This is a genomic window from Microcystis aeruginosa NIES-4325 (assembly GCF_008974145.1).
In the GTDB taxonomy this organism is placed as follows: Bacteria; Cyanobacteriota; Cyanobacteriia; order Cyanobacteriales; family Microcystaceae; genus Microcystis; species Microcystis aeruginosa_G.
Window position 1 is genome coordinate 175,093 of sequence record NZ_BJKP01000001.1, and the last position, 19,493, is coordinate 194,585.

Genomic DNA, 19,493 nt, shown 5'->3' on the forward strand with positions numbered 1-19,493 from the left:
CTTAGCTGAAAAAGCCAAACTACGGTTTTCCCTGTGGATGGGGTTTATCAGTTATCGGATTTGAGTTTTCAGTTCACTGTTTACTGAACAATGAAAAAAGCTCCCTGATTATCGCCGATGATACCAACGGGTAAATAATTTTTCTAACTCCACCCAAACGAATAACAAGGTACTAAATCCCAAACAGATTAATAATTCTTCTTTAGTTAAAAATTGAGTGCCGAAAAAATCCCGCAGGGCAGGAACATAGATTAACATCAGTTGAAAAATCGTCGTCAGGGTTACTGCTACCCAGAGATAGGGATTAGTCAAAGGATTCATTTCTATGGTAAGATGATCGCTTGATCGCACGGAAATGGCATGACCCATCTGAGCTAAACAGAGAGTAGTAAAAACCATAGTTTTCCATGAACCAGTATTACCAAAAAGCGGATCCAAGCGCACAGCGATCAACATTTGAGTGATATTAATAATCGAAAAAATAATCCCAATTCTCACAATATAACTGCCCAAACCGCGAGCAAAAATACTTTCTTGGGGACTAAAAGGAGGGCGACGCATAATATTAGGAGAAGCGGGTTCCACTGCTAAAGCTAACGCGGGTAAACCATCAGTAACTAAATTCATCCAGAGAATTTGTAGGGGAGTTAGGGGAGTAACTAAACCCAAAAGAGGTGAAGCTGCGATAGTAATTACTTCCCCGATATTACTGCCGAGAATATATTTAATAAAACTGCGAATATTGTTATAAACGACTCGCCCTTCTTCCGTGGCAGCGACGATGGTGGCAAAATTATCATCAAGGAGAATCATATCACTAGCCTCTTTGGTGACATCGGTTCCAGCGATTCCCATGGCAATACCGATATCTGCTTGTTTCAAGGCCGGAGCATCATTAACCCCATCTCCGGTCATAGCAACAAATTTACCCTTTTTTTGCAAGGCGCGGACAATAGTTAATTTATGTTCGGGGGAGACACGAGCATAGATGTTAGTTTTGTCAATGAGGTTTTCTAGCTGAATTGCTGATAATTTATCTAATTCTCGCCCTGAGATGACTAAAGCTCCCGCTTGGGCAATACCAAGACTTTTAGCCACCGCTAGAGCAGTTAATTGATGATCGCCGGTGATCATAATCGGACGGATTCCCGCTTCTCGACACCTAGCGACGGCGATTTGTACCTCTGGTCGCGGTGCGTCGATCATACCGACCATTCCTAACCAAATTAGCTCATCTTCGCTGATTTCAGTTGATTCTGACGGATAAATTAATGTTTTATAGGCTAATCCTAAGACTCGTAAACCCCTGTTAGCCATAGCATTGTTAGCGACTAAGACTTGTTCTTTTTCCCTATCCCCAAAAGGAAGACTTTCTAATCCCGATTGATAGGAGAGACACTGTTCAAGAATTAATTCCGGAGAACCTTTGGTAAATAGTACGGGATTGACTCCTTGACAAATGACCGACATTCGCTTTCTTTGGGAAGAAAAGGGTATTTCAGCGATTCTAGGGAACTCTTGCTTGGTTAGGGATAAATTTAAGCCCGCTTTCGCCCCTAAAACTAATAAGGCTCCTTCTGTGGGATCGCCTAAAATGCTATCCTGACTGTTATCGAGGTATAAACTGGCATCGTTGCAGAGGACACTGGCAATTAAGAGATGATGTAATTCTAGATCGGTTTTGGGATCGATCGCCCGTTGCTGGGAGTCTAAAAATTGTCCTTTTGGGCTATATCCTTCCCCAGTAACTAAAAAATTGCGATTAATTGTCTCTATCTCGCGCACAATCATTTTATTTTCCGTTAGCGTCCCGGTTTTGTCGGAACAGATCACATTAACGGAACCGAGGGTTTCTACTGCTGGCAGTTTACGAATCAAGGCCTGACGTTTGACCATGCGTTGAGTACCTAGGGCGAGAGTCAGGGTGATAACTGCGGGTAATCCTTCCGGAACGACGGCTACTGCCATACTAAGGGAAACTTCGACCAATTCCTGTAGGGCCGACCAACCTGCATTGATCAGGCCGATGGTAATAGTCAGGGCAACTAGAATGAGAGAACCAGCAACAAGGACATTACCCAAGTGAGTCATTCTTTTTTGGAGAGGAGTGGGTTCATTGCCAACTGTTGCTAACATTTGAGCGATTTTGCCTAATTCCGTCGTCATTCCCGTATTGGTAACGATGACCTTGGCCCGGCCTTGCAGTACCTCTGTTCCAGTAAAGACGAAATTTAAGCGATCGCCAAGGGGAGTATCCCTGTCTAAGGGGTCAATGGAGGCCGATTTATTAACACTATTTGCCTCTCCTGTCAAGGCCGATTCGCGAATTTGCAGGTTAAAAGCTTCGATAATTTGGCCGTCGGCGCTGATTTGGGTTCCCGCTTCAATCAGCATGATGTCCCCGGGTACGAGATTAACCGCATCTATTTCTCTGCGTTGGCCCTCGCGAATAACATTAACTTGGGGAGAGGAAAGTTTTTTTAAAGCGGCCAGAGCTTTTTCGGCGCGACTTTCTTGCAGATAGCCGAGGATACCATTGAGGATAACAATTGTTAAAATAGCGATCGTATCTTTGAAGGGAACACCAATTTTAGCCAGATGACCGCGCTGCAATTCCAGTAAATCTAGTCCTCCGGAAATTATGGCCACGGCAATTAAGAGGAGGAGCATAATATTGGTAAACTGATCTAGGAGAATTTGCCAATTACTGCGCCCTGGACGTTCTTGTAGTTCATTTTTGCCGTAATATTTAATTCTTTCGACGATTTGCTCCCTATTGAGGCCATTAACAGCCGAACTGCCGAGGATAGATAGGGTGGTTTCCACCGGATAGATATGCCAAGGCTGTTGCAAGTTAAGTCTAGAATGGGCAGAATAGTCGGCATTAGCGGCCATGGCAAGTGAAGATAGTTGATCTAGATAGATCTTAGCCCTTTCTTTCCCCAGTCACAGGAAAAAACAAATGCTCACACTGCCTCTCGCTGCTCATAGACAGTCTTAATGAGTAATGTAGATATAGCGGTAAGCGCTTGAGTGAGATACAAACCAAGCTTTGCCTAGCATGGTTTATAGCTCGTGACACTGTACCTCATACGACTGCACACCGCTATAGTCAATAGCTTAGCAGGGCAAAGTAAACCAAAATTGTGAACCTTTTTCGTCATTATTCATAATGCCAATTTCACCCCCGTGAGCATGGATAATTTGACGACATAGATATAAACCTAGTCCTAAACTAATCTGATTATTATTATTGCCTCGTTGATAGCGATCAAATAATTTTTTTCTCTGGGTTTCGCTAATTCCTACCCCATTATCGGCAATGCTGCACCGGAGATAATTACCCTCTAGTCTAGCTGATAAAGTGATAATTATCCCTTGGGGATTGTGTTTAAGGGCATTGGCTAATAAATTCTCAAAAACTCGCCAGAGATGGTGAGCATCGCCATTAACTAAGGGTAAATCGGGGGAAAAATTATTAATTAAAGTTGCTTGATTTTCCTTTAATCTTAACTCCCATTCCTGACCGATCTGTTGACCAATTTCGTAGAGAGATAAAGGCTTTAGTTCTAGGGAAACTCCCCAAAGATCATTCTGTCGGGTTTCGACAAGAGAATCAATTAAAGTTAATTGTCGATCGCAACTGTTGGCCATCTGTTGTAAAATCTTCCGGGATACTTCTTTAGTTTCTCCCTGAGAATTTTTAATTAAATTATTTAAGATCATTGACATCCCGATCACGGGATTGCGGAGATCGTGAGAGACAGCATGAAGATAAATTTCTAAAGTTTCCTCAGCTTTTTGACGTTCTTGAATTTCATTTTTGAGTTGTTTTTTTTGATGGCAAATAGTTAATTGATTTTCGATGCGTGCCATCACTTCTTCTCCTTGAAAAGGTTTAGAAATATAATCGACACCTCCCACTTGAAAAGCTTTGACTTTATCTAAGACATCATCAAGAGCGCTAATAAAAATCACGGGAATTTCTCTGGTTTTTTCATCAGCTTTTAACTGTTCACAAACTTGATAGCCATTGAGATCGGGCATATTAATATCGAGGAGGATCAGATCGGGAATTAGCGATCGCACTGTATTCAGGGCCATCTGTCCATTAATCGCTTTGCGTACCTGATACCCCTTCTCGGTGAGCATAATCGACAATAGCCGCACATTATTGGGCAAATCATCGACAATTAAGACACTAGGGCGCGGTGTGAGTTGAGTCATGCCGGTTATTTTATAACTCAAACTATTTAGTAAAAGTGTATAAAAAAACAGACGCGACACTCGCATCCGTTACAAAATTAACTATATTTTGAGGACAAGAACATCTAAGGATTTTCACCACCCACAGCGATGCCAGTACCATAAATCTGAGCATTTGTCAAGTTAATTCTCTCCATCGATGCACCTGTGACATCGGCATCATAGATCATGGCGCTGGTAAAATTGACTCCATTGAGATTAGCTTGATTCAAACTGGCATTAGTCAGAAAAGCTGCGGTTAAATTTGCGCCTTCTAGGTTAGCATCGGTCAAATCTGCGCCTTCTAAGTTAGCTTCCTCTAGATTAGCTCCCTGTAAATTCGCTTTTCTCAAATCTGCACCGATTAGATGCGCCCCTCTTAAATCTGCACCCCGGAGATCACACCCCGGACATTCCCGCGTATTCAATAATTGTTGCACCTGTCGGGGATTTTCCGCACCGACGGGGCTAATCAGCAGTAAGGAAGCTAGGGAACCTAGGGCAATCATTAAAGTCCTTTTCATCGTTTTAGCCTCCTCTTTCGTTTTCTTCTCTACTTTTAGGATAGGAAAAAAGCTGCTAACCAACTTCCCCCGATCGGGCTAATTCTCCTGTTATCTCACTTTTGCTTGCTTTTGCTAGTCGATCTCTCCTTTCATCACCGTTGCGATCGCTGATCGGGCGTTTTCCTTAAATTCCTTGACATCAACGCGACTTAATAACCAAACTGCTAGGATCATTCCCAATGCTTGCACGAGGAAAACTAAGCTATAGGCTAAAACCGGACTAGAAAAGATAACTTTACCGATATTTAAAATCGTACCCCCTAAAACCGTGGCTAATCCCCGTGCGATCGCTTGTGATAATCCCCAAGCGCCGATAAAAGTTCCCGCAGTTTCGGCGGCGGTTAAATCTAACATTAAACTGGTAGCCCCAGCAGTAATCATTCCCGAAGCTAAACCGAAAAAGAGCAAGCTTGATTTTAATAAACTTTGATTAGCAGAAAAGCCGGCAAAAATCAAGAGAATAAAACAAATTGTTGCAAAAATACAGCCATATTTAGTGGTTTTTTGTTTACCAACACGGGGAATGAGCATAAATCCCGTGGCAGCAATACCAAAAAGGGTTCCGGTTCCCCAAAAAGCGTTTAATTGGGTGGTTTGGGCGATACACATCCCAAAAACCTCGCCCCCAAACGGTTCCATAATTGCATCCTGCATAAATAAACTCAAAGTCATCATCAGCAGGAAGGTGAAAAATAAGCCGGTTTGCCGACTAGCGGTGAGAACTTGTAACGCATCCTTGAAGGTAATTTGATCCTCTCTTTCGACGAGAGTGGAACGGGAACTAAAACGAGAATATTTTTTTTCTACCCCAAAAGTCGCTAAAATACACAAACCGAAGACAATTGCGGGCATAATCGTGAACACAGGGTTAATTGTCGCCTGTAGTTGCGGAATATTGGCTATAGGGGCTGATTGAGTCGGATCATAGGTCAAAATATTTGTACCGCAGATATTGGGAGTATCCAGCAAACGAGAACTAACGATCGCCCCGACAACGATTCCCACCATCAACATTGACCAAACTATACCAACTAATTGCGATCGATTATCTTCATCGGACACATCCACCAAGAGGGCAGCAAAAGGGGTAGAACTGGCGCTTAAAGCGAGTCCGTAGAGGGCGAAAATTAAGGCTAAGAGGGCAATCCAGGCGTAGGAAATGGTACTCCATCCCGAAGTTTGAATACTAAGTCCCAATTGCCAAACTACCTGCAAAGCAATAAAAGCTAAAGCGGTAAAAACTGCCGCCCCAATCCAGACATAACCGCTGCGATGATGACCTAAAATAGTTTTACCGTCGGATCTTTGCCCAAACCAGATGCGTGCTGGACTAACAAACTGGTGCATAGCGATCGCAGCTGCGGCGAGAAAGGGTAAAACTTTTAACTCATCGATCATAATCCGATTGAGAACCCCCAAAGTCAGCAGGGACATAATACCTAGTCCCATTTGAAAGAGTCCTAAGCGAAACATGGTGAAAAGTCCCAGTTTTGGCAGGGGTTTTGGGGATGAGTGAGTAGAATTGGAAATATCGCTGGTAGCCATGGTTAAATCAATACGGAAAAAAGCCAGTATTTAAAAATTTAACGCAGGACGAGCAGACATCTTCTGGAGATTTAAATTTCTATCTCCGATAACCAATCGGTCAGATCTGTCAAGCTGGTAAAATCGAGCAGCGCTTCTCCTAAAGTTTCCAATTCTTCTAGAGATAGTTCTCGGATTTGTTGGCTTAAAGTCGAGGATATTTCACCTAAACGACGGTTAAGTAGCCGTAGAATCAAAGAAACCGCTTCTTCTCGTCTTCCTTCCTCTCTTCCTTGTGCTTTTCCACTTTCCCTGATATCCTGATAAATAACTGATTCGCGCATAATTTCTTCCCTTAATAAGCTTCCGATGATTTCCTTACTTAATACTAACCCCGCCAGAATTGCTGTAGCGGCGGCTAAATTGCTTTTTTCAGTTCTACCCTCGATATTATCAATTTTTGCGGCTACTTGTCGTAGAATTTCGGGACGATTAGGGGTTTTTCCTAGATTGGCCAAGGGTAACAATCCTGATAATCCTAACATTTCCTCGGCTGGAATTTCCCAGAGACGAAGCACTTCGTATTCATGACGGGTATTGGGAAGGATAAAAGCGTTTTCCTGCACCAAAGGTGATGAGGTTTCTTTCAGGTAAATTACCACTTGTCGCATGGTTTTTTTGGGGAAGCGACGATAGACTCTAGTGCGATAATCTAACATCCGAAAGGACATCTTTGGGTCAGGATCGGTCTGGAATTCGAGATGAAGAATCATCGGATCTGATTCTAACAAAATCAGGGCATCGGCCCGAATCGGTTCTAGAGAGAGTTCCGAGGGACTCAATTGGGTGAAGGAGAGGGGTTCTCCTAATAACCATTCGGCGAAGTCACGACTATAATTTTCGGCGAGAAATTTACAGACATTATCATACATTTCTTGATTCTAATCAATGAGATATTTATAGCGTTTCTCATCAAGATAAAGTGTAACCTAATTTGGTATCGATGAGCAACTCCCCAAAAGGAAAACCTCGTATCTCATCATTAAGATAACTGCTATAATTGTTGTTAATTCATATCATAATAAATTCGATCGAGGTAAGTGTAGATTACAATAAAACTGAGCCTCAAGGAGACTCAGTTTCTAGTTTTTTGAGAGCGGGAAATTAACGAATGTACTCTTTGAGGATACTATTACGGTTAGGGTGACGCAGTTTCCGTAGGGCTTTGGCTTCTATTTGACGAATGCGCTCGCGAGTGACGTTGAAGATTTGGCCGATTTCTTCGAGGGTTTTCATCCGGCCGTCATCCAAACCGTAGCGCAGACGCAGCACATCCCGTTCGCGAGGACTAAGGGTATCGAGGACATTTTCTAAATCCTCGCGTAATAAATTTTTAGAAACTTCATCTTCTGGGGTTTCCCCATCCGCTTCGATAAAGTCTCCTAAACGGGAGTCTTCTTCTTTACCGATGGGAGTCTCTAGAGAAATCGGTAATTGAGCGGATTTGGCAATAAAACGCAGTTTTTCGATGGTCATCTCCATCTTAGTGGCGATTTCTTCCTCGGTGGGTTTGCGGCGCATTTCCTGAGAAAGAATCTTGGTGGTTTTTTTGATCCGGGAGATGGTTTCGTAGAGGTGGACAGGAAGACGAATGGTGCGGGATTGATCGGCGATCGCCCGGGTGATGGCTTGACGAATCCACCAAGTGGCATAGGTGGAGAATTTATAACCCTTTTCGTGGTCGAATTTTTCGGCGGCGCGGATCAAACCGAGGGAACCTTCTTGAATTAAATCTTGGAAAGAAAGACCGCGATTCATGTATTTCTTGGCGATCGAAACCACTAAACGCAGGTTCGATTGTACCATTTTTTCCTTAGCGCGACGACCATGGTACAATCGACGCTTAAAGGCCGATAAGTATTCCTTTGATTTGGCCAGCCATTCTTCCAGCATGGGAGCCATTAGCTCCGTCTTACCTAAATAAGCCTTAATATCCGATAATTTTGGTTCTTTTTCCGATTTTTCGGCGATAATTTTCTCGATGCGCTCGAACAAGAAAACCTGTTTTCCCCATTCAGCATCGGTATAGAGGTGAAAATCTTCGCGAATGCGTTCTAATTTCAGTAGATCGGCGATTTTTCTCGCTAATTCGATCTCCTCCTCCGCTCTCAATAACCGAATCCTGCCGATCTCTTGCAGATAAATCCGAATCGAATCTTCTGTATAGGGTTTTTTTCTAGCGGCGTCGCGACGACGAGCGCTGGCAAGGCGGCGGGTTTTTTTGCCATCGTTGCTATCGCTGGTTTCTTCTAGCTCTAACTCGATATCCTCATCATCGAAGTCTTCGTCTAGGTCAATCAAATCTAAATCCAATGGCGGCTCGGTAAGGGTTAGTACATCGTGGGCCTGCATCATGCCGTTTTCCTCTTGCTCCTTCTGTGCAAAACTAGAAGATCGAATCTCAATCTAGGTGATACTGAACAAATTTGTGTCTCAAATCCGAGACGGGGAAAGACTTTTCCGATTGTAGCTTTAATTACAACAAATGGGAGAAGATTTTTGCTTAAATTTCCTTGTGTCGATGCGATTTTAGCGACACGGAATGCTGTTTTAGCACGGTCAACTCATAATCTGGCTCCTGCAAAAATTGGATAAATGGCTGGAGGACTGAAATCTGATCGTCGGTTTGTCTGCGGTGTTGACCAGATAGCTAACAATCAAAGGAATTATTGGCTGGGTTAACTGTTCCCATTGGCAAGGGGAACACCATCCCTATTTGCCTTTGCTAATTCCTTTAGTCTTTAGCTATTGTATTTAATTTGATCGGATTCTTGCGGATAAATTTTATCCCTCATTGCTTTCACGGGAATTTAGCCTTAATACAAATGTATTAAGATTGTTAGAGCGCAAGCTCATAATATTAAGTTAGCAACATTTTAGAAATTTGCGAGACAAATTTAAGATTTTCTCCAATAGCGACGTGGGAAGTGGGAATTATTAATTATGAATTATGAATTGGGGAGAAGGGAGCAGGGAACGCCGGGGTTGGGAGCAGGGAGAATAAATAAAAACAATCTCCTGACTACTGACTACTGACGACCGACTCCTAAACCCACCGACAAACTTTTCTGGCAAACCCTATCTATACTTGTAGCATTTCTGGGGTTTTTTCCTTCTGCTGCAGTGCCACGTGGAGACGGTTTAATGCGCTGACGTAGGCGCGAGCGGAGGCGACAATAATATCGGTATCGGCTGCGCGAGCAGAATAGGTGCGTCCTTCATAACGGAGACGGATAGTCACTTCTCCTAAAGCATCGATTCCCTCGGTCACTTCTCGCACCGAGAAAGAGATTAATTCGTTCGGAATCTTCACCACTCGATCGATCGCTTTGCAGAGAGCATCCACGGGACCTGTACCAATGGCCGCATCGGATAACTCGCTACCGTCGGGAGTGCGAATCGTTACCGTGGCCGTGGGTCTGGCGTTATTGCCACAGGACACTTGTACTAGCTCAAGGCGGAAGTGATCGGGAACCGTATCGATTTCATCGTTAACAATAGCTTCTAGATCGCGATCGGTGATTTCCTTTTTGCGATCAGCCATTTCTTTAAACTGGATAAAAGCGTTATTAAGTTCCGTTTCCGAAAGCTCAAAACCCAATTCCTGTAACCGAGAGCGAAAAGCGTTGCGGCCGGAGAGTTTACCGAGTACGATCTGATTATTAGTCAAACCGATCGATTCTGCATCCATAATCTCATAGGTGAGTTTATGTTTTAACACCCCGTCCTGATGGATTCCCGACTCGTGTGCGAAAGCGTTAGCACCGACGATCGCCTTATTCGGTTGCACGATCATGCCGGTAAGATTAGAAACTAGGCGAGAAGTGCGATAGATTTCCTTGGTGTTGATCTTGGTTAAAGGTTCCGTGGACTCTGGGGAACGACCGAGGAAAGGATTAAAATAGGAGCGCCGGACATGAAGGGCCATCACCAATTCTTCTAGGGAAGCGTTACCGGCACGCTCACCGATACCGTTAATAGTACATTCCAACTGTCGAGCGCCATTTTTAACTGCTTCGAGGAAATTAGCCACCGCTAACCCTAGATCGTCGTGACCATGGACGGAGATAATCGCTTGGTCGATATTGGGGACATTTTCCTTAATACCACGGATTAAAGCCCCAAATTCGCTAGGGGTGGTATAACCGACGGTATCGGGAATGTTAACGGTGGTAGCTCCTGCGGCGATCGCTCTTTCGAGGACTTGATAGAGGAATTCCGGATCGCTGCGGCCGGCATCTTCAGGGGAAAATTCCACATCATTAAGGAAGGATTTGGCATAGGCCACCATTTCCGGCACAATGTCAAGAACTTCCTGACGAGTCTTCTTAAGTTTGTATTGGAGGTGGATATCAGATGTGGCTAGGAAGGTGTGAATTCTGGGCTTGGCGGCGGGTCTGAGCGCATCGGCGGCAGATTTGATATCTTTTTGGGTAGTGCGGGCTAATCCGCAAATAATCGGGCTATCAGCTTCGCTGCCGACACTGGCGGCAATTTTCTGTACAGCCTCAAAGTCTCCCGGACTAGCGTGGGGAAAACCCGCTTCAATGACATCAACTCCCAGTCGTGCCAGTGCGCGGGCTATGGTTAGCTTCTCATCCACATTTAAAGCGGCACCCGGGGACTGTTCCCCATCTCGAAGGGTGGTATCGAAGATAATCACACGGTCTGGACTGGTATTCATAGTTTTTTTGTACCGTTAACGAACTTGGGAGTTGTTCCTCTGATTATAGCAGCCCAGGCCGAGGGGGTTATTAAGGAAAATTGCCTTGAGAATTTCTCGACTTGCTCGCGCTTTTCCGGCTTGCCCTCTTTTTGGCTACCATAGAGGATATGGATAAATTGGCGAGGGATTTAACAATGTTTGGCAAACCAGCGAAGGAACCGAACCCACCGGAGGTAAAAGACTTACAGGAGGTGATGTTTTCGATTAAGCAAAATCTCGAACCGGATCAGGATAAAACTGATATTAATCTTGTTGAGACTCCCCCACCAGAGGTGGTTACTGTAGTTGAAAATATTAGTAAAATTCTCTCTCCCTATTTTATCGTTTTGGTAGGTTTATTTCTCTATGATCGGAATAGTTTTATCGGTTTTTTATTAGTCTTGACTGGAGTTTTAGTGATTTTCGGAGTTTCTCTCAAGGATATTAATAAACTCTTTGAAGAAGGGAAAAAGTTTTTCCAATCTAAATAGTTTTCTCCTCTGGATAGAGCAGTTATCTTAATGGTGAGGTGGCAATTCTCTACTGTTAAGAAACGGCTAGAATCGTGCTTTTTTAGGTGATCAGTAAACAGTGAACTGATAACTAAAAACTCACATTTGATAACTGATAACTGATATAAGATTATGTCTTTAGTTGCATCTTTACTCGATCGAGTATCTCCTCAGAGTTTACAACAATTGCGATCCAGCGATCGAGCTTGGCAAGCTTTGCGTTTAGAAAATCCAGTTATTCCTACGGCAATTAATCAAAGTCAAGAATCTTTAGGAGAGACAGATTTTGATCTAGTGATTGCGGGGGGAACCCTAGGAATTTTTATCGGGGCTGCTTTACAAACTAGGGGCTGGCGTGTGGCATTATTAGAAAGAGGTATTCTGCGCGGTCGTGAGCAGGAGTGGAATATTTCGCGTTTAGAACTAAGCAGTTTTTTAGAGTTAGATTTATTGACCGAAGCTGAATTAAATCAAGCAATAGCAACGGAATATAATCCTGCTAGGGTGGGATTTTATCAAGGTTATGAGCTTTGGGTTAGAGATATTTTAAATATTGGTGTTGATCCGGTTTATTTGCTAGAGACTTTAAAAAATAAGTTTTTGCAAGCGGGAGGAAAGTTATTAGAAAAATCGTGGTTTAGCGGGGCGATTATTCATCCCGATGGAGTAATGGTTAACACGGGAGAAGTAACTTTAAAAACCCGTTTATTAATCGATGCCATGGGTCATTTTTCGCCAATTGCCAAACAGGCAAGAAAAGGAGAAAAACCCGATGGAGTTTGTTTAGTGGTGGGTAGTTGCGGTCAGGGTTTTCCCAGTAATGAAACTGGTGATTTGATTTATTCTTTTACCCCAATCTTGCACCAATGTCAATACTTTTGGGAAGCATTTCCTGCTAGGGATGGTCGAACAACTTATTTATTTACCTATCTTGATACCAATCCCGATCGCTTTAGTTTAGAATTTTTGATGGAGGAGTATTTAAGATTACTGCCGGAGTATCAAAAGGTGGATTTAGAAGCGGTAAACTTTCAGCGTTTTCTAGCGGGTTTTTTCCCTGCCTATCGTCAAAGTCCTTTAAAGATGCCCTGGTCAAGAATTCTGGCAGTGGGAGATAGTAGCGGTAGTCAATCTCCGGTCAGTTTTGGTGGTTTTGGGGCAATGGTTAGGCATTTAAAAAGGCTAACTTTCGCCATCGAGGAAGCTTTACAAATTGATGCTTTAAACCGAGAAGATTTAGCCCTTTTACAACCCTATCAACCAAATATATCGGTAACGTGGCTATTTCAAAAAACCATGAGTGTCCCGATGTCTGCTAACCCTAATCCCAATCAAATTAATGACTTAATGAGTGGAGTTTTTAGGGTAATGGATAAGTTGGGAGATGAGGTATTAAAACCGTTTTTACAGGATGTGGTGCAGTTTTCTTCCCTCTCAAAAACTTTGCCTTTGGTTAATCCTCAATTAGTTTTACCGATGATTCCGCAAGTGGGTATCAGTCCTTTTATCGATTGGACGAGACATTATTTTAATTTAGCTTTGTATAGTGGTTTATATCCCTTAGCAGCCAACTTAAAACCTGTTTTAGAAAAGTTACCCGACAAGCAAAAATATCTTTATCATCGTTGTTTAGATAGTTGGAAATATGGCTCTGGGGGAGATTTTATCAGTAAACAGTGAACAGTAAACTGATAACCGATAACTGATTTAATCTTTATCTTGAAAAAATTGTTGATCGAGATAATTAACTTTAGCATAGGGTTCTAAAGCGGAGAGAATTTGTCGGCCATAACTGCGAGCATTGACACGATTATCAAGAACAGCCACACAACCTTGACACTCCCGGAGAGACTGAACAGATTTCTGAATTTCCCTTACTGCTGTGGGTAAAAGATAGGCACGAAACCAGTCGAGATGTTGTCGTTTATAGTAGGCAATTTTGCCAGCAACGAGAGGATTTTCGGGGGAGGGTAAGGGTAAAGTAGCGATAATTAATAAACTGGGAGTGATAAATTTTTCTTGATGGGTTTGCCAGAATTGCCAACCACACACGAGAATAGTATTACTATTAATCCCAGTTTTTTCCACCTGCACTCGCGAACCGTAATCGGCTGCGATTTGGGTGGCAATTTGTGCCTTGAGGGGAACATCTTCAATCAGGATCACGATCGGTTGTTCACTGGTATGATCAGCACTAACTAATTCCCGCACTTGCTTTAATAACATCGGTTGAAATTCGGGCGTATTGGGGGCGCTGATGCGATCGGGTAGATATAAATGAATATATTCACTTTCGCGATCAGCTGCAAACTTTAGAGTTAAAATATCTCCGATACCCTGATTTTGACGGTATAAATTAGCTGATTTTTCGCTATCTAAAAAACTGCCGATTAAAACAAAGGGTTGCTGCTGCCAAATCGGTTTGAAAAAACTAGCCACCTCCAAAGGACTGATTTTTAGGGTAAATTCTCCTCGCTCTCGATCTACGGATGTCCAGAGGAGATAATTATGCTCGGAGATTTTTGCCGCTAAAAGTTGCCAAGCAGAATCAGTGACTAAGTCTTGATCCAAGCGATGCAGGAGAGCAATTATATATTCTTTTTCCTTGGCATCAATAAGATAGCAATTATAGGGATTAATTGGATGACCAAGAATACTTTGGCTAAGTTGTGCTTTAATTAAGTCTATAAACTCTCTATGCTGGGGATATGCTGACCCTAAAGCGAACCATTGTTCGGGAGCAATGGTGACGGTGAGATAATCTACTAGACAAATTTCTAAATCTTCGGATCGATCGATTATAGTGGCGATATTCTGGGGAAAATGACCGAGATTGCCCAATTTATCCTCTAACCATTGTTGGGGTGTGGTGAGGAGTAAACCGGTAAAATTAGCGGGAAAGCGATCGCTTTTGAGGATATCTCGCTGAGTTTGTAACCATGCTTGCAGATGGGGGATTTCCACTTCTAACAGTAGGTTTAGTTCTGACTCTGGGGCAACTATCAGAACAGGCGTATTACCTAAAAGGGCTGGGGTGAGATAACTGAGACAATAACGGGTGAGAGTGGTTCCAGTTTGTATGAGAGAGGACCGTTTTAAGCGTAAAGCTCTAGCCACCAGTCGCCCCATAGTGAGATGATGAGACCAGTAAAAGCGTCCTTGTTCGCGTAAAAAAGCGCGTAGGGAAGAATGAACCGCTGCTTCTAATAAAACCATCTCATCTCAGTTATTGGTTATCAGTGGGAAGGGAGAGGTTTACAAGTGATCTTTCATCAATCAAACCCACTCCCGCGAGTTTACCGTCGATACTTTAAGTTTATGCTGTCCCATCTGCTTTTTACTTGCGACTTGGTGTGAGATGATCTAGAAATGTGTATTTTATGAGAAGGATAAAGAAAAGTAATGGCAGAAATTCAGTTTTCCCGGGGGTTAAAAGAACCAGTTGTTCCCGATATCCGCTTAAGTCGCACTAAAACGGGAGAGAAGGGATCGGCAAAATTTTATTTTGATCAACCGACTATCCTCGGAGATCAACAAACCGAGGAAATCACGGGGATGTATCTCGTCGATGAGGAAGGAGAAATCGTCACCAGGGAAGTAAAAGGCAAATTCATCAACGGTAAACCCATGGCGATCGAAGCTACGGTTATTTTTAATTCTCCCGCAGAGTGGGATCGTTTTATGCGTTTTATGGAACGTTACGGTAGCGAAAACGGTCTAGAATTTACTAAATCTTCCTGATTTGGCCTTTAGCTTCCAGCAATCTGTCAAAAAACCCGCATTCAGGATCGATGCGGGTAGAGGTGAAAAATCAGAGGAAAAACCTATTTATTTGACTCCCAACAATTCCACATCGAAAAGTAAAGTCGCGTTGGGAGGAATCACCCCACCGGCACCCCGCGCACCATAACCTAATTCTGGGGGGATAATTAAGGTACGCTGCCCCCCGACTTTCATCGATGCGACTCCCTCATCCCATCCTTTAATCACTTGACCAACTCCAATGGTAAAGGTAAAAGGTTGATTGCGATCCTTAGAACTATCGAATTTTTTGCCGTCTGTGAGGGTTCCCGTGTAGTGAACAGTCACTTTTTGACCTTTTTGGGGACTTTCTCCAGTTCCTTCCACAATATCGATGTATTTTAGTCCCGAATCGGTGGTGACTGCTTGATCTAAATCCATGGAGATGATTTCCTTATTAATAGTTTGAGTGATAGGGGGTGGATTGGTTTCTGCGGCGATCGCATTGGTTTTTTCCCCTCCACCAAAGAGGGAAGCAACGATTAAAAATAAGCCACAAACCGCAATGATAGCAAAACTGAGCAAGATTTCGCGCATTGATTTCATAGTTTCCTAACGCCAGAGTTTATTCTCTAAGTCTCTCACCTGTCGTTCTAATCTATCAATCCTTCCCCGCAGTTCGTCCATTTCCGATTGTCGGGGAACCCCTAAATCCTGCAAAATCTGGCGAATATAGCGTTCTAAGTTATTCTCGAAGTTTCCCTGTTCAGACTTCACCTGTGTCATCAGATCATCGACAAAGTTTTTAGCCTGATCGGAATTGATCTTACCGTCTTTTACTAATTCATCGCTCACTTCTTTGATCTTTTCTGCCAACAGGGAAGTAGTGCCAATACCCATCAGCAGCAATTGTTTAATCCAGTCACTATTATCCATTGTTTTCACACCTTTCAAGGAGACGGGGATAAGAATATCCCTATTCCATTATGGACTTTTGCTGCGGTAACGGCAGAGCGATCGAGCAGATAACCCGCCAAGGCTATCCCAGTCGAACTACCCCCATCTAGGTTTAAACCGTCCTTTGCCGCCATTAACAGCAAAATTCGGGCTAATTCGCCTAAAGTTGCCCCCCTTCCCCCGACACGATTATGGATAGCAACTAGCAGAATTTTTCCTTCTTGGCTAACTGCGATCGCACTGCGGGAAGCCTGTTGATTTTGGAATGCCGGACTAAATTTTTCGGCATTTCCATCTAAAACTATGCGTCCATTCTGCAATAATAGGGGACCTGCACCTAAAATCTGGGGATAATTAGCAAAATCCCCCGGTAGGGTGACGCTATCGAGGTTGACTGTCTCACCAATCTTTAAATTAATATCTGTCTTTCGGCAGATGACTAAATAGCCATTTTCTGGTATGTCTATACTATCCTGTGGGAAAAGATTATTTAATTTCTCCGTCACGCGATCGCCTTGGACGACTAACCCGGTTTCGCGATCGGTGAGGGGATGATAATTACTTCCCCAATCGCGAGTATAACGACTGCAGCCGGCTGCTACAAAGGCACTATTTAACTGGGTTAGGGGAAAACGTTGTCCAGTGGCAGTAATGAGAGTTTCCTCTAAACTCAGGCGATCGATCCTGATTTTACCACGATTATCCCATGCGATCGCTCCTCGGTTTAAAATTGGTCCGGATAACCATTTGCCATCCACACGAATTGCCCCCAAAGGTAACTGATTATTACGATTAAAAAAGCCGCCATTAATCATCGCTACTGCGTTACTTTCGCTATTAATCGTGATCAGGGGATTAGTACCACGCATTGAGGTGGAATTAGCGGTGATTGGTTTAATAGTTATCTGGGGATTTCTAGGATCGATTTCTAACCAAGTCACGGGAAACCAATCTTGATCTAACTGGATATATTTTTGATTCCAGATTAATCCTGGTTGCCAAACAATGCGCTTTTCATCCATAGCATCGGGACGAGAATCAATGATAATTCGGGGAGGATTATCCACACTGCTGATCTGTAATCCGTAGGCAGTGGGAAGGTTAATTTTTAAACGACTGATCACCCCATTATTTTCTAAGTAAGTGATCTGAGTGGGTAAGTTATTATTAGAGTTGCCTAGATCATCTTCATCGTTATTTTCGTTACTGTTGCTAATAGTTTTGGGTTGAAACCTAGAGATAAGCGATTGCTGGGCATTTCCTTCTAGGGTAATAACTGCTTGATTTTTTGCCTGACTAACTTGCCAAAAGGTCGGGCGATCAAGTTGAATAATAATCCGTTGTACTGCCCCATAATTTTCTAACTGAATATCTTGAATCTGGGAAGCAGCAAAGTTAATAGTTAAACTATCGCCATTAATAGTGGTTGTTGCCCCCATTTTTAGTAAAATATCCGTAACGTCTAGCCAGCGATCAAAATTAATCAAATTAGCTGATAAAGTTTCTAAATTAAACCAGTTGATCGGTTGCTTTTTCGGATCATTTGTGCTAAGAAAATCCATGCCGAATAATTGTCTTGCTCCCATGTCACTCATGGCGATTCTGGTACTATTTGCTGCTGTCCACTGTCGCCAAGACACGGGCAAAGAACGACCATTAAGAATAATTGTTCGTCCCTGTTGCTGGTTTGATAAATCCCTAGAAGCTAAAGTTATTGGTGATCTATGATCGGCTAAAGATATAGCTGGACTACCAAGAATTATCAAGGAAGTTACCGTTAAACAGATCGATGAGAAAGTCAGAAAATTTAACTTCATAATTATCTCCCTAAATCACCTTGCTTAAGGGAAAATTTGACGATTTATAACCTTGACAAGAGAGGCTATAAGGGACTATATTTTCTTGATCAATAACTTCTAATAATTCTTCATGTGTTACTAGCATCTGTTTAGAGTTATCTAGATAACTAGAGGCTTTTTTAAGTTGTCGGTCGTAGGTAACTAAATAATCACAATTAGCGGCACTACTTAAAATTAAAACATCATTCGAGTTTACCAAAATATTGCGAATATATCTAGCATTTTGCCAATATTTATCAAGTTTAACTAAATCAAAATCCAAGATAGTCACCTTTTCTTGAATCCGATCGATTATTTCGGGTTGATTCCGAACTTCTGCTAAAAATAATAACTCTTGTAAAATGATCGCATTAATAGCAATACGAAAGCGATCGAGTATTTCTCGATCAAATAAATGTACACTGGCTAGATCTCCTCGTAGATAAGAAGCCAAAACATCAGTATCTAAAAAAACTAGAGGTTTTTCCATTGATTTTATTTTCCTATTTTCCCAGAAACAATATAATTATAGCGTTTCGAGGTGTAACCTAATTTGATAGCGACGACCAACTCGCCAAAACGAAAATTTCGTACCTCATCATTAAGATAACTGCTATACCATCGAGGGCAACAACAAATTATGGCAATTGTCAGCGTTTTTTGATAACGCACCTGAATGCTGATTCCTGACCACTGATGCTACTATGGAAAGATAAAAAACCAGTATCGGCAGCGAAAGGGTTATCACATTGGCGCACACTTTTTTATTAGAACCAGGACGATGGAAATTAGAGGGAAGTTGGTTAGAACGAAATCAAATGCCCATACCGACCAAGGGTCGCATACTAATCGCTTGGAGTCAAGATAATTGGTTTAATTTAGTCAGTAAATTAATCTTTCCCGATGAGGAAAAAGAAGACATTTCCTTTCAATACCGCGGTCGCTTGGGAAGAGGAAAAAGAGAATATACTTTTGTACTACAACAAAGTATTTTAGGACAAATTGAAGGAGAAGGTTGGATCGGTGCTGATACTATTATCCAACGTTATTGGGTATTAGCAGACAGCCGGCGCAGTGGTTTTGAAACCTTTTATCGCATTAATAACAACAGTTACCATCTTACCAGTGCTATTCTCAATGGTCACTACCTAAGCAGTACCATGGAAGCGATTCTGGAACGTCAACTTTAAACTAAATACTGATGACGGAGAAACGCTGGAAAATCGGCCGCATTTACAGGTTTTAGCGAGGTAAATGCTGATAAAAGAGCGATCAATCTTAATACAATCAAAGGGATACTTTCTTAAATAACTTCAAGGGGAGAATAAATAAAAGCAATCTCCTC

16 protein-coding genes are annotated in these 19,493 nt (G+C 42.5%); 4 read left to right on the top strand and 12 right to left on the bottom strand.

Features of this window, described 5'->3' with window-relative positions:
* Nucleotides 1-108 precede the first annotated feature (108 nt).
* The 7 genes from MiAbW_RS00785 to MiAbW_RS00815 all read right to left on the bottom strand — a co-directional run bounded on the left by MiAbW_RS00785 (nucleotide 109) and on the right by MiAbW_RS00815 (nucleotide 11,079).
* Nucleotides 109-2,895, bottom strand: coding sequence for a cation-translocating P-type ATPase (locus tag MiAbW_RS00785; RefSeq protein ID WP_151694508.1), 2,787 nt, complete (start codon nucleotides 2,893-2,895; stop codon nucleotides 109-111).
* 225 nt (nucleotides 2,896-3,120) lie between these two features.
* Nucleotides 3,121-4,227: a hybrid sensor histidine kinase/response regulator gene (locus MiAbW_RS00790; RefSeq protein WP_151694509.1), complete on the bottom strand. Its 1,107-nt coding sequence runs from the start codon at nucleotides 4,225-4,227 to the stop codon at nucleotides 3,121-3,123.
* 104 nt (nucleotides 4,228-4,331) lie between these two features.
* Nucleotides 4,332-4,769 carry a pentapeptide repeat-containing protein gene (locus tag MiAbW_RS00795; RefSeq protein ID WP_151694510.1) on the bottom strand — a complete coding sequence of 146 codons (438 nt, stop codon included), beginning with the start codon at nucleotides 4,767-4,769 and terminating at the stop codon, nucleotides 4,332-4,334.
* Between the two features lie 114 nt (nucleotides 4,770-4,883).
* Nucleotides 4,884-6,356 (bottom strand): BCD family MFS transporter, encoded by a 1,473-nt coding sequence (locus MiAbW_RS00800; protein WP_151694511.1) that lies wholly within the window; start codon nucleotides 6,354-6,356, stop codon nucleotides 4,884-4,886.
* A 71-nt stretch (nucleotides 6,357-6,427) separates the two neighbouring features.
* Nucleotides 6,428-7,267, bottom strand: coding sequence for an Rpn family recombination-promoting nuclease/putative transposase (locus MiAbW_RS00805; RefSeq protein WP_151694512.1), 840 nt, complete (start codon nucleotides 7,265-7,267; stop codon nucleotides 6,428-6,430).
* Nucleotides 7,268-7,499: 232 nt separating this feature from the next.
* Nucleotides 7,500-8,750 carry an RNA polymerase sigma factor RpoD gene (gene rpoD, locus MiAbW_RS00810; protein ID WP_151694513.1) on the bottom strand — a complete coding sequence of 417 codons (1,251 nt, stop codon included), beginning with the start codon at nucleotides 8,748-8,750 and terminating at the stop codon, nucleotides 7,500-7,502.
* A 727-nt stretch (nucleotides 8,751-9,477) separates the two neighbouring features.
* Nucleotides 9,478-11,079 (bottom strand): 2-isopropylmalate synthase, encoded by a 1,602-nt coding sequence (locus tag MiAbW_RS00815; RefSeq protein ID WP_151694514.1) that lies wholly within the window; start codon nucleotides 11,077-11,079, stop codon nucleotides 9,478-9,480.
* Nucleotides 11,080-11,255: 176 nt separating this feature from the next.
* On the opposite strand from MiAbW_RS00815, the gene MiAbW_RS00820 reads away from it, so the two are divergent.
* Entirely contained in the window at nucleotides 11,256-11,591 is a 336-nt protein-coding gene (locus MiAbW_RS00820; RefSeq protein ID WP_151694576.1) for a hypothetical protein, read from the top strand.
* A 153-nt stretch (nucleotides 11,592-11,744) separates the two neighbouring features.
* Nucleotides 11,745-13,292 (top strand): NAD(P)/FAD-dependent oxidoreductase, encoded by a 1,548-nt coding sequence (locus MiAbW_RS00825; protein WP_151694515.1) that lies wholly within the window; start codon nucleotides 11,745-11,747, stop codon nucleotides 13,290-13,292.
* A 27-nt stretch (nucleotides 13,293-13,319) separates the two neighbouring features.
* Here MiAbW_RS00825 and MiAbW_RS00830 read toward each other — a convergent pair whose 3' ends face one another.
* Complete coding sequence (locus tag MiAbW_RS00830) at nucleotides 13,320-14,828, bottom strand: helicase C-terminal domain-containing protein (protein WP_151694516.1); 1,509 nt, start codon at nucleotides 14,826-14,828, stop codon at nucleotides 13,320-13,322.
* Nucleotides 14,829-15,014: 186 nt separating this feature from the next.
* Between MiAbW_RS00830 and psb28 the strand changes: the two genes are divergently transcribed.
* Nucleotides 15,015-15,353 carry a photosystem II reaction center protein Psb28 gene (psb28, locus tag MiAbW_RS00835; protein WP_151694517.1) on the top strand — a complete coding sequence of 113 codons (339 nt, stop codon included), beginning with the start codon at nucleotides 15,015-15,017 and terminating at the stop codon, nucleotides 15,351-15,353.
* An 87-nt stretch (nucleotides 15,354-15,440) separates the two neighbouring features.
* Here psb28 and MiAbW_RS00840 read toward each other — a convergent pair whose 3' ends face one another.
* The 4 genes from MiAbW_RS00840 to MiAbW_RS00855 are packed head-to-tail and all read right to left on the bottom strand — an operon-like array spanning nucleotide 15,441 to nucleotide 18,638.
* Nucleotides 15,441-15,959, bottom strand: a complete 519-nt coding sequence (locus MiAbW_RS00840) for an FKBP-type peptidyl-prolyl cis-trans isomerase (RefSeq protein WP_151694518.1) — start codon at nucleotides 15,957-15,959, stop codon at nucleotides 15,441-15,443.
* Nucleotides 15,960-15,965: 6 nt separating this feature from the next.
* The gene (locus tag MiAbW_RS00845) at nucleotides 15,966-16,289 is read right to left on the bottom strand and encodes a phasin family protein (protein WP_151694519.1); all 324 of its coding nucleotides are present in this window, start codon (nucleotides 16,287-16,289) and stop codon (nucleotides 15,966-15,968) included.
* Between the two features lie 14 nt (nucleotides 16,290-16,303).
* Nucleotides 16,304-18,127 (bottom strand): phosphodiester glycosidase family protein, encoded by a 1,824-nt coding sequence (locus MiAbW_RS00850; RefSeq protein WP_151694520.1) that lies wholly within the window; start codon nucleotides 18,125-18,127, stop codon nucleotides 16,304-16,306.
* Nucleotides 18,128-18,137: 10 nt separating this feature from the next.
* Nucleotides 18,138-18,638, bottom strand: a complete 501-nt coding sequence (locus MiAbW_RS00855; protein ID WP_151694521.1) for a type II toxin-antitoxin system VapC family toxin — start codon at nucleotides 18,636-18,638, stop codon at nucleotides 18,138-18,140.
* 259 nt (nucleotides 18,639-18,897) lie between these two features.
* On the opposite strand from MiAbW_RS00855, the gene MiAbW_RS00860 reads away from it, so the two are divergent.
* Nucleotides 18,898-19,338, top strand: a complete 441-nt coding sequence (locus MiAbW_RS00860) for a hypothetical protein (RefSeq protein ID WP_151694522.1) — start codon at nucleotides 18,898-18,900, stop codon at nucleotides 19,336-19,338.
* Nucleotides 19,339-19,493: the final 155 nt, after the last annotated feature.